This is a genomic window from Acinetobacter sp. Gutcm_16, from assembly GCF_028649355.1.
Lineage (GTDB): Bacteria > Pseudomonadota > Gammaproteobacteria > Pseudomonadales > Moraxellaceae > Acinetobacter > Acinetobacter johnsonii.
This window is the reverse complement of the sequence record NZ_JAQSUV010000032.1, coordinates 301,853-309,846: the sequence shown is the minus strand read 5'-3', so window position 1 is coordinate 309,846 and position 7,994 is coordinate 301,853. Positions and strand designations below refer to the sequence as shown.

The 7,994-nt window shown below is 40.9% G+C and carries 8 protein-coding genes; 4 read left to right on the top strand and 4 right to left on the bottom strand.

Annotation, left to right across the window (positions count from 1 at the left end):
• Positions 1-19: 19 nt before the first annotated feature.
• From PTT44_RS10520 to PTT44_RS10510, 3 genes are all read left to right on the top strand, one after another.
• Entirely contained in the window at positions 20-952 is a 933-nt protein-coding gene (locus PTT44_RS10520) for an IS5-like element ISAha1 family transposase (RefSeq protein ID WP_195728735.1), read from the top strand.
• Between the two features lie 618 nt (positions 953-1,570).
• On the top strand, positions 1,571-2,785 hold the full coding sequence (locus PTT44_RS10515) for an anaerobic sulfatase maturase (RefSeq protein ID WP_273795635.1): 1,215 nt from the start codon (positions 1,571-1,573) through the stop codon (positions 2,783-2,785).
• Between the two features lie 118 nt (positions 2,786-2,903).
• Positions 2,904-4,454 carry an arylsulfatase gene (locus tag PTT44_RS10510; RefSeq protein ID WP_171527545.1) on the top strand — a complete coding sequence of 517 codons (1,551 nt, stop codon included), beginning with the start codon at positions 2,904-2,906 and terminating at the stop codon, positions 4,452-4,454.
• Positions 4,455-4,565: 111 nt separating this feature from the next.
• Here PTT44_RS10510 and PTT44_RS10505 read toward each other — a convergent pair whose 3' ends face one another.
• Entirely contained in the window at positions 4,566-5,042 is a 477-nt protein-coding gene (locus PTT44_RS10505; RefSeq protein ID WP_168159172.1) for a copper resistance protein NlpE, read from the bottom strand.
• A 278-nt stretch (positions 5,043-5,320) separates the two neighbouring features.
• On the opposite strand from PTT44_RS10505, the gene PTT44_RS10500 reads away from it, so the two are divergent.
• The gene (locus PTT44_RS10500) at positions 5,321-5,917 is read left to right on the top strand and encodes a 1-acyl-sn-glycerol-3-phosphate acyltransferase (RefSeq protein WP_010326291.1); all 597 of its coding nucleotides are present in this window, start codon (positions 5,321-5,323) and stop codon (positions 5,915-5,917) included.
• Between the two features lie 69 nt (positions 5,918-5,986).
• Here PTT44_RS10500 and PTT44_RS10495 read toward each other — a convergent pair whose 3' ends face one another.
• From PTT44_RS10495 to rsmD, 3 genes are all read right to left on the bottom strand, one after another.
• A complete protein-coding gene (locus tag PTT44_RS10495) occupies positions 5,987-6,322 on the bottom strand; it encodes a hypothetical protein (protein WP_168159170.1) in 336 nt (111 codons plus the stop codon).
• 163 nt (positions 6,323-6,485) lie between these two features.
• Positions 6,486-7,220, bottom strand: coding sequence for a sulfite exporter TauE/SafE family protein (locus PTT44_RS10490; protein ID WP_168159169.1), 735 nt, complete (start codon positions 7,218-7,220; stop codon positions 6,486-6,488).
• 207 nt (positions 7,221-7,427) lie between these two features.
• Positions 7,428-7,994, bottom strand: a complete 567-nt coding sequence (gene rsmD / locus PTT44_RS10485) for a 16S rRNA (guanine(966)-N(2))-methyltransferase RsmD (RefSeq protein ID WP_168159168.1) — start codon at positions 7,992-7,994, stop codon at positions 7,428-7,430.

Genomic DNA, 7,994 nt, shown 5'->3' with positions numbered 1-7,994 from the left:
TCCACAATATAATTCTCAAATGAATAAGCCCACACCTAAAATCTATCGTACAACCAATTGGTCTTCTTATAACAGTGCATTAATAAATCGAGGAAATCTCTCAATTTGGTTTGATCCCAAGACTCAATGGTACGCTCAACCCAAAGGTAAACATGGTCGAAATCAAACTTATTCAGATACAGCCATCCAATGCTGTTTAATGATCAAATCCTTATTTCATCTTTCTTTACGCATGGTCACTGGCTTTGTGCAAAGTCTCATTCATCTTTGTAGATTAGATTGGACAGCACCAGACTATTCCACCATCTGCAGAAGACAAAAGCATATTGATATTGCAATTAACTATCAAAAAAGCAGTAATGGCCTCCAGCTACTCGTCGATTCTACTGGCTTAAAGTTTCTAGGCGAAGGTGAATGGAAGCGTAAGAAACACCAACCTGAATATCGTCGCCAATGGCGTAAACTTCATATTGGTATAGATGCTGAAACCCTTCAAATACGCGCTATTCAACTCACTACAAATAATGTGAGTGATTCACAAGTGCTTGGTGATTTACTCGATCAGATTCCACAAGATGAGCAGATTGACTCTGTCTATACTGATGGGGCTTATGACACCAAGCAATGCCGTCAAGTAATTGCAGACCGACAAGCACATGCGGTGATTCCGCCAAGAAAAAATGCGAAACCTTGGAAAGATACAAAGACCAGCTCGCTAGAGCGAAATGAATTACTTCGAACAGTTAAACGTTTAGGAAGAACAATATGGAAAAATTGGTCAGGCTATCATCGCAGAAGTCTGATAGAAACCAAGATGCATTGCATCAAATTATTAGGCGATAAACTCCGTGCGAGAAACTTTCAAAGCCAAGTCAATGAGATTCATGCACGTGTGGCCGTATTAAATAAATTTACAGATTTAGGTCGACCTCACACCCAAGTTGCCACTTAAATTTAGATAACTTGGAAGAAGTTTAGCTTTTGAATGTTTGTGCAACAAAGCCAATACACACTAAAGAATAATAAGTTTTAGAACAAGGTCTGAATCCGAAGAAAGCTTTAATAAAAAGAGAGCATAAAAAATGCAATTACCATTCTTTTGAGTGGTTTTTCTATTTTCAAAGTTTGATAACGTGCTCTACCAAGCAAGGCAACTGTGTGAGATGGGTCAGTATTTTTCAGCATGCCTAAATTGGAATTGGCTGTTGATTTTTACACTTGCACAGTGGCTTTGCTGATGAAAATTAAGCTTAGGGACAAGAAGAGAATGAATTATAAAACATTGGAATTATCAGAATATCCGCAAGGTCATCTTATAGCAGCCTTCCTGATGTATGTGTAGCGGCAACAGTCACTTGGGTTAATCCATTCAAAATACCAAAGGCTTGGGTCTTTAGCAGACTACATGCAGTGAATGGAATGAAACTCTTGAATCTATTTTCACAGAATGACTTGTGTACATGGTTTTGTACAGTTGTGAATTTGTGCCTAAACGCTGAAAAAAATGAGAATTCTCAAAATGCGAATGATACCGATACAAGCTGAATCTCCTCCTTTAAGAAGCCTGCAAGTGCAGGGACAAACATATCGCTATCACGTGATGGTCAAGCCCTCTGGCGCACAGTGTAACTTGGACTGTAGTTATTGCTTCTATTTGCATAAGCAAGATATGTTGCATCAACCGAAAACTCCGCGCATGACGGAGTCAATGCTAGAGCTTCATATTAAGCAATATATTGAAGCACAAACTGGGGATGAAATTGTCTTTAGTTGGCAGGGCGGTGAGCCGACCTTGATGGGGTTAGATTTTTTCAAACGCGCGACGGCACTACAACATAAATATAAGAAACCCAATCAACGTATAGAAAATGACTTACAAACCAACGGCATTTTACTTGATGAACACTGGTGTGCCTTTCTAAAGAAACATGATTACCTAGTTGGCTTATCCATTGATGGTCCAGCTGATTTGCACGACATCCACCGTTACAACAAAGGTGGTAAACCTACCCATGCCAAAGTGATGCATGCTGCGCAATTACTGCATCAATACCAAATACGCTTTAACGCATTGTGTGTGGTCAATCGCGATAACAGCAAACGACCGCTCGATGTGTACCGTTTCCTGCGTGATCAGGTTAAACCTTACATGATTCAGTTTATTCCAGGCATGGAAAGTGCGCAGTTCCAACAAACAGCGCCAGGACAGTGGAATCCAGCCGATTTACCGAAACTAGGCAGTACAGCAGCACAACCCGGAACTGCTGATTCCGTAGTAACCGACTGGTCGATTGCTGCGGATGATTGGGGGAGCTTCTTATCTGTCGTATGGAAGGAGTGGTTTGCTCAAGACTTTGGACAGGTGTTTATCGATCAATTTGAGAATGTGATTTCGATGATGTTTGGATATGGCGCACAAAAATGTGTATCTGGCCAAATTTGCGGGAAGTCACTCGCAGTGGAGCACAATGGTGATTTATTTTCCTGTGATCACTTTGTCTATCCAGAATATAAGCTCGGCAATATTCACGAGATTCATCAAGGGGATTTAGTTTTTTCAGAACGACAGAAAAAATTCGCCTACGCCAAATCCAGCACTCTCCCTGAATATTGCAAGCAATGTCCATATTTGCAACTGTGTTGGGGTGACTGTCCGAAAGACCGTTTCCTGAAAACTCCAGATGGAGAAGCAGGTTTACATTACCTATGCTCGGGTTTAAAGAAGTTTTTTTACACCGTAACTTCATCCAAGCATGAAATCGCGAGACGTTTACAACCACATTAAAAGAATTGTTGTAATGCCGGGCAGGATTGACCCGTAAATAATGAATAATCAAATAGTTGCTTAAATGTGGCTGTTTGCGGATAGGTTTTAAGTTTCAATAATCTGTTAAGGAAAACACATGCGTAAAAAAACTATTTCACGTTCTATCGCGTTGGCTGCTGGAGCGTTGCTATCAACGGCTGTTATGGCAAAGCCTCCAAATATCTTGGTGATTATGTCTGATGATGTTGGGTGGGAAAACGTGAGTGCTTACAGTCATGGCACGATGGGCTATAACACCCCAAATATTGATCGAATTGCCAAAGAAGGCATTATGTTTACCGATCATTATGCGCAGCCAAGTTCAACTGCAGGCCGTGCAGCCTTTATTACGGGACAATATCCAATTCGTTCAGGTCTCACCACGGTAGGGCGTCCTGGTTCACCTTTAGGTATTCAAGCTGCAACACCAACGCTTGCTGAGGTTCTTAAGCCTTTAGGTTATATGAATGGTCAGTTTGGTAAAAACCACTTGGGTGACCGTAACGAACATTTACCGACAGTACATGGCTTTGATGAGTTCTACGGTAATTTATATCACCTCAATACTGAAGATACTTTTGAACAAGTAGATTATCCAAAAGACCCTGAATTCCGTAAAAAATTTGGTACACGTGGTGTTCTGCATTGTTATGCAACAAGCACAGAGGATGAAACCACAGATCCACGTTTTGGGAAAATGGGTAAGCAAAAATGTGAAGATACTGGAGCACTTTCCAGTAAGCGAATGGAAACGGTGGATGATGAGTTCATCGCAGCCAGTACTGACTTTATGAAGCGCAGTAAAAATGCCGATAAACCATTTTTCGTGTGGTTAAACCCAAGCCGTATGCACATGTATACACGCTTACGAGAGTCGCATCGTTATCTAGCAGCCAAGGCAACTTCAGAAGAAGATATGTATGGTAGCGGCATGATTGAACATGACATGCAAGTAGGTAAGCTATTAGATGATATGAAAAAGATGGGTGTATTAGATAACACCATCATTATTTATACTTCTGATAATGGACCTGAGCACAGTGCCAAAAATCATGGTGGAACCACGCCGTTCCGTGGTGAGAAAATGACCACCTATGAGGGTGGTGTTCGTGTGCCAACAATGATCCGTTGGCCGGGGCATATACCTGCTGGGCAAGTGAAAACTGGTATTCAAGCCAATATGGATCTTTTCACCACTTTGGCGACCATTGCGGGTGATCCAAATGTTGTAGAGGAAATGAAAAATGACCGTAAACAATATATTGATGGGATTAATAACCTAGATTACTGGACTGGAAAATCAGCAGAAAGTAAGCGTAATAATTTCCTGTATTACCATGAGTCAACACTACGTGCCGTTCGAATGAACCAATGGAAGTTGCATTTTGAAACCAGCGAAAACTATTATGACACTTATAAAAAGTTAAAATTTCCTATCATTTTTAACCTTCGTCAAGATCCGTTTGAATCGTTTGATAGCACAACAGATCGCTCTGACATTATGCAAAAGAAACTCTGGTTGGGTGAGCCTTTAGAGGCACTACTGGCAGAACATATTAAGTCATTGATGGACTATCCACCGGTGCAAAAAGCCACAACGCTTGATTTTAGTAAATTGATTGAAAACTTACAGTCGAAAAAGCAGTAAATGGTGTTTAAAAGTAGCCGAGGAAATTCGGCTACTTTTTTGATGTTTGGGTAATTCATACACTGACACACAAATACGTAATTTAAATCATGCTTGATGTTAGGTGTACTCTCATTCTAAGGATTTGGTGAGTTTAAAGTTGAACTCGGGTTGATCTAGCACTTGACCTTTATCGCCACGCATTTCCATAAATTGCGCACCAATATAATAAATACGGCTATCACCTGATGAGTCGAGCTGTATCAGTTGATCAGAGCCATTCAAAAATTGAAATGAACCTTTCACTTCATTGACATAATTATTATTCGATTTGCCTAAAAATTTTTGTTTCAGCACAAAATGATGATCTAAGGTCAGTTCAAGTTCAGTGTCGATCCCAGAACAATCGTGACAGGGCAAAACCCCTTGATATGTGCCTACCCAATCTAAGGCATTTGCTGTGTCTGGTGTATCCATCACGGTTGCGCTAGCACTGTCGTCCAGAGATGCGGTGACATTGTGATCTGGTGGAGGATTGTTTTCATTTGGCTTTGAGCATGCAGTTAACATGGTGAAAGATAGGCATAGTGCTAAAACAGTCTTTTGCATATACAGCACCCGATATTATTCAGTGTTTAGTTCTACCTTACAGGAGTGCTGGAAATGAATCTGTGAAGATCTGTGAGTGCCTCTGTATCGTCAATAAAGAATACTATTCACGTATTTTTGCCTTTAATCTCAAAGACCCTGTTTTTTCTTGAAATATTTGGAATTAAATAAAATATACGTTTATAGATTAATTGTTGTTTTATTGAGCGTCTCGCCGTGTATTTGATCAGCAGCATTGCTAGAATCGGCGCGGATTTTCACTAATGTGGTATTTTTTTGTGTTCGAAAAGCTTGCAGAACAAAGTTTGGCCTTAATGGGGTGGCAGATTGATAATCATTGGGATTTGAATATCGATCAATGTGTAATGATTGCAGCGCCACATACCAGCAACTGGGATGCGTTGTACGCTCGTTTGGCATTAAAAGCCTTAGGTGTGCATGTCCGTATCACTATTAAAGACAGCTATATGAAACTACCATTTGGGCCATTTGTTCGTGCAATGGGTGGGATAGGTATTGACCGTCGTCCAAAGCATGAAGGTGAACCACGTCCAAGTATGGTGCAACTCATGAGTGATCTTTTTAAAGAGCACCCTAAGTTGGTCATGTTGGTCACTCCTGAAGGGACACGTGCCAAGCAGGAACAGTGGAAGACAGGTTTTTACCATGTTGCAGTCAGTGCTGGTGTTCCGATTGCGCTGGCCTATATGGATTATGCGAAGAAAAAAACTGGAGTGGGTAAAATTATTTATCCTACTGGTGACTATGAAAAAGATATGGCTGAAATTATGGCATTTTATGCGCAAATTTCTGCTAAGTTTCCTCAAGATTTCAGTGTCGATACTCGCTATCACAACGACTCAACTGTGTCTTAACTTCAAATTTAAGTCATATGAAATTAAAAAAGACAGCTTTCGAGCTGTCTTTTTTATTGCTAATCGTATTTAAGGTTTTTGCTGGGGATTGGGTAAAACCCCACCTAGTGACTGGCATGCGTCCATATAACTTTGTAGCTGTGTTTCAATCACTTCGGGCAGGGGCAGGTCAAAAATTTGATCGCCATGTTGATAGCTTTCTACATAGGATTGGGCTTTTTGTTTGCTGCTGGCAAGTACTTGTTCATGATAACTGGTCATACTGCTGTGGTCTGCCTGATCGCGCTCTATATTTTGACAGTCAAAAGATTGGAGAAGTTTTTCGGCTTGTTTTATTTCTTTGGATGAGCTTATGGAGCAAGCACTGATAAAGCAAATACTCAGTAGTGCAAGAGGCAGTTTCATATATGGTGAGCGGTGGGTTTAAAGGTGCACTTATTGTATAAAGATTTGTGAAGTTGGAGAAAGCCTAGTAGAGCTAAGTTGTTTAAAGATGAGCCTATTTTGACACAAAATACACAATTGCTGACCCAAGCCATTGCAAAGTTCAGAGCCAGGTTCTATAGCACTACAGAAAGCGGTAGCTGATACATAGAAAACAACCTGAGCTAAACAATAAACCCAGTACAGTATGTTTGAACTGCCGCTCGGAAATTTTATAAAACAACTGCGCGCCGAGCATGGCCGGTAGACTCACACTCAAAAGTAAGATGCCCATATAGGGCAAGTGTTGCAAGTTTAAATTTCCGCGGAGCAGATAGGTGAGTAGGGTGAATAGCTGAATGGCAAAATTAAAATGCCTTAAAATTGAGCGCTGTTGCTCTTTAGTAAGGTTTTTTAACATGACCCAAGCTGAAGGCAGTGAGCCACAAAAGCCTCCCAACCCGCCCAATACACCCCCAAGAAAACCAATACTACTATCGGCGTATTTTCCAGAGTTTTGAATGAAGCGAATTTGGGGGTTAAGTAGCATCAATGGACACCAAAGAATCAAAAAAATTCCTAGAACCAGTTTAAAGGTATGTGCTTCAATGATGTCTAACAGATAGGTTCCCAATGGAACGCCAATTAGACCTGCAAGTATATAAGGCGTAACAAGGCTTTTATCAAGTTGAAAGGCTGATTCTGACTTTAAGGAAATTAGGTGGCTCCAGACTGAGGCGAACACCACCAAGGGCGCTGCGAGCTGAGGTGTCAAGATCCAGACCCAAAATGACATGGCGATTAAGGCAAATGCAAAGCCCGTGAGCCCCTGTATAAAACCGGCCACCATTGCACCTAAGATAAAGATCAACCAAGTCATATGCGATATATTAAAAATTTTAGCGAGTGTACGGGTTTTTGATCGGTCTACATAGCTTCTAGACGTGAAAAGTGAATGAAGCCTTAGCTTGATTTTGAATATGTATATTGATTTTCATACATAGCGTAGCTCAGAACCACACTAATATGCGCTAAGACCACTTTCTTTCGTGATGGTGTCAATCAAAAGGGTATAAAACCATCTAGATTATGGGGAAACGACCACTTTCTTTTGATATAAACCTGCACGTACAGACCCAGCTTTGGTGTTCTTCATTTGAATCCACGATGCTGGAAGTTTTAACTGATTCAAATCCCGATCGGCTTCCACATAAATATAGCCATTATTTCGAATTATTGGGTCAGCCAAGAGAGCTAATTGTTCCCATAACTCTAGACTATACGGGGGGTCTAAAAAGACCAAATCAAACTGTTCTTTTAAGGTGGGTAATGTTTGCTGTGCAGTCGCTACTTTTAACTGGGCACGAGACTTAGGTACTTTAAGGAGTTCCAAGTTTTGCGTTAAAAACTGTGCCTGACTACGGTCAGGTTCAATCATCACTACTTTTGAGGCACCACGTGATAAGGCTTCAAATGCCAATGCACCTGAACCTGCACAAATATCCAAAACATTGGTATTTTGTACATCCCACATGAGCCAATTAAACAAAGTCTCACGTACGCGATCAGGCGTAGGGCGTAAACCTTCAATATTGGCAAAAGGCAGTTGACGACGTTTCCAGTCCCCTCCAATGATGCGGAGTTGGTTTTTCAT

Excerpts from the sequence above, each read along its gene's own strand:
- PTT44_RS10520 (WP_195728735.1), top strand. The coding sequence starts at position 20 with ATGAATAAGCCCACACCTAAAATCTATCGTACAACCAATTGGTCTTCT.
- PTT44_RS10510 (WP_171527545.1), top strand. The coding sequence starts at position 2,904 with ATGCGTAAAAAAACTATTTCACGTTCTATCGCGTTGGCTGCTGGAGCG.
- PTT44_RS10505 (WP_168159172.1), bottom strand. The coding sequence starts at position 5,042 with ATGCAAAAGACTGTTTTAGCACTATGCCTATCTTTCACCATGTTAACT.
- PTT44_RS10495 (WP_168159170.1), bottom strand. The coding sequence starts at position 6,322 with ATGAAACTGCCTCTTGCACTACTGAGTATTTGCTTTATCAGTGCTTGC.
- PTT44_RS10490 (WP_168159169.1), bottom strand. The coding sequence starts at position 7,220 with ATGACTTGGTTGATCTTTATCTTAGGTGCAATGGTGGCCGGTTTTATA.
- rsmD (WP_168159168.1), bottom strand. The coding sequence starts at position 7,994 with ATGAAAAACCAACTCCGCATCATTGGAGGGGACTGGAAACGTCGTCAA.